We start from the raw sequence: 1,732 nt of genomic DNA, 5'->3' as shown, positions 1-1,732 counted from the left end.
GCGTTCCGCAACCGCCTCGTACCGACCACGCGACCACTCCATCGGAGACGACATGTCGTCACACGAGCGCGTACGAGAACGCCGTTGACCGCGCCGAACGGATGTCCGGAAACGTGGACGCCCGCAACCAATCGTTAGCTAGCCTCTCGGCATGACACCAACGTGGCGCCAGATCCGGGCACTCAACTACGGGACCATCGGCCGGACGGTGCACGCGGTGGTTCGTCATTCCGGCTCCGAGGTCACCGAAGAGGTGTGGTTTGATCCGCCGCGCAGACGACGCTGCGAATTCGGCGGTGAACCCACATTGATCTCGACCCCGAACGATGAATGGCGACGATCTCCCGACGGGATGGTCCACACCGACCTGGGCGATGGGACGGTGCGACTGATGTCCGTCATGGGTGCGCACAGCGGCATGCTTCTCGATGCACACCAGAACTGGCCCCTCCCGGGGAGTCCTTTCGCTTCCAACGGTCTCAGCGATCCCACCGACATCGCCGAGACCGAGGTCCACGGGCGTAGAGGCTGGCGAGTCTCCTTCGTCGCTCACGAACACCGACCTGCCCAGAGTTACGTGATCGATGCGGAAACAGGCTTCGCGATCGCGTGGGCGGGCGACGACAGCGGTATCGAGGTGCTGTCGCATTCACTGGACGACGACCTATCACCCGACTTGTTCAGGTGGACCGGCGACTCGATCGAGGACTCCGATGAGATGGCTCGCCACCAGGCGGCCCACGACGAGAAGCAGCGGCTGTTGGCAGACATACCCCGGTCAGAACCCACGTGGTACCCGACGACCATCAACGTGACCGCCTCCGACGGAGACCCCAGCACCGGGGCGCTCGACATGTCGGTGTCGTTGCAGGGCCCATACGTGACATTGCGACGGTGGCTCACCGGCACACCCGACCCCGAACCGTCGCCCTTCGCGTCGCACTACAGCGATCCCGTTCGACGGGTCGATCCAGTGTGGACGCACGAACTCACCTCGACGCACGGGGCGATCACAGTCGACGACGCACACCGGGTACTCGAATCGATTCCTCCTGTCGAACCGCCCCGTCCCGCGCACGAGATCGTCGACGAGATCGCCTCCGTCCGCGCCGGTCTCGATCGTGAACTCGTCACTCCCGGGAAGGTCGAGTCCACCGGCGTCATCTACTCAGGCGGCGTACACGTCGGGTACGGCCAGTACTACCTCCCGTCCGAGGCCGAATGGGACGGCGACTTCATGGGGGCATTCACGGGGCAGCGGAACGGTCTGGTCGGTACCCACCATCCAGCGAACGTCGTGCTGGTGTGCGGTCTGCACACGGGAACGATCTCGGTGACGGTGGAGATGGCAGAGACCCGTCCTGAGCCGGACGCCACCGCATGGGAAGAGATCGTCGAGGCTCCCCTCGCCGTCGACACACCTCTCCGTCTGACCGGCTGGGATGACGGCGCACCCGGGACCGTCTTCCCGATCTCCCGGGGAACCTACCGAATCAGATACTGCGCCAACAACATGGATGCGGCGCGGGAGGCCGACGTCGGCGAGTTCATCGACTCGTACCTGATCACCATCTGGCCCAGCGAGATCACCCCGGACGAGGTCATCAAGCAGACGTCAGAGATCGCGGACTACTGGAACAATCAGGCGCACACGTAGGTCAGGGACGGCTGGGCGCACGGTCGAACCACGCCCGCCAGCGGCGGGCGCCGGGGATGTCGGCGCGCTCGATCT

Annotated in this window: 1 protein-coding gene; it reads left to right on the top strand. The window is 64.9% G+C overall.

Translation table 11 applies throughout. The features are described 5' to 3' along the window. Positions 1–151: 151 nt before the first annotated feature. The gene (locus JHC79_RS23670; RefSeq protein WP_296395530.1) at positions 152–1,657 is read left to right on the top strand and encodes a hypothetical protein; all 1,506 of its coding nucleotides are present in this window, start codon (positions 152–154) and stop codon (positions 1,655–1,657) included. Positions 1,658–1,732 lie beyond the last annotated feature (75 nt).

The sequence above is a fragment of the Williamsia sp. genome, assembly GCF_016462415.1.
GTDB lineage: Bacteria > Actinomycetota > Actinomycetes > Mycobacteriales > Mycobacteriaceae > Williamsia_A.
Note: the sequence above shows the minus strand (reverse complement) of the source record. Positions and strands in the feature narration are given on the sequence as shown.

Excerpts from the sequence above, each read along its gene's own strand:
- JHC79_RS23670 (WP_296395530.1), top strand. The coding sequence starts at position 152 with ATGACACCAACGTGGCGCCAGATCCGGGCACTCAACTACGGGACCATC.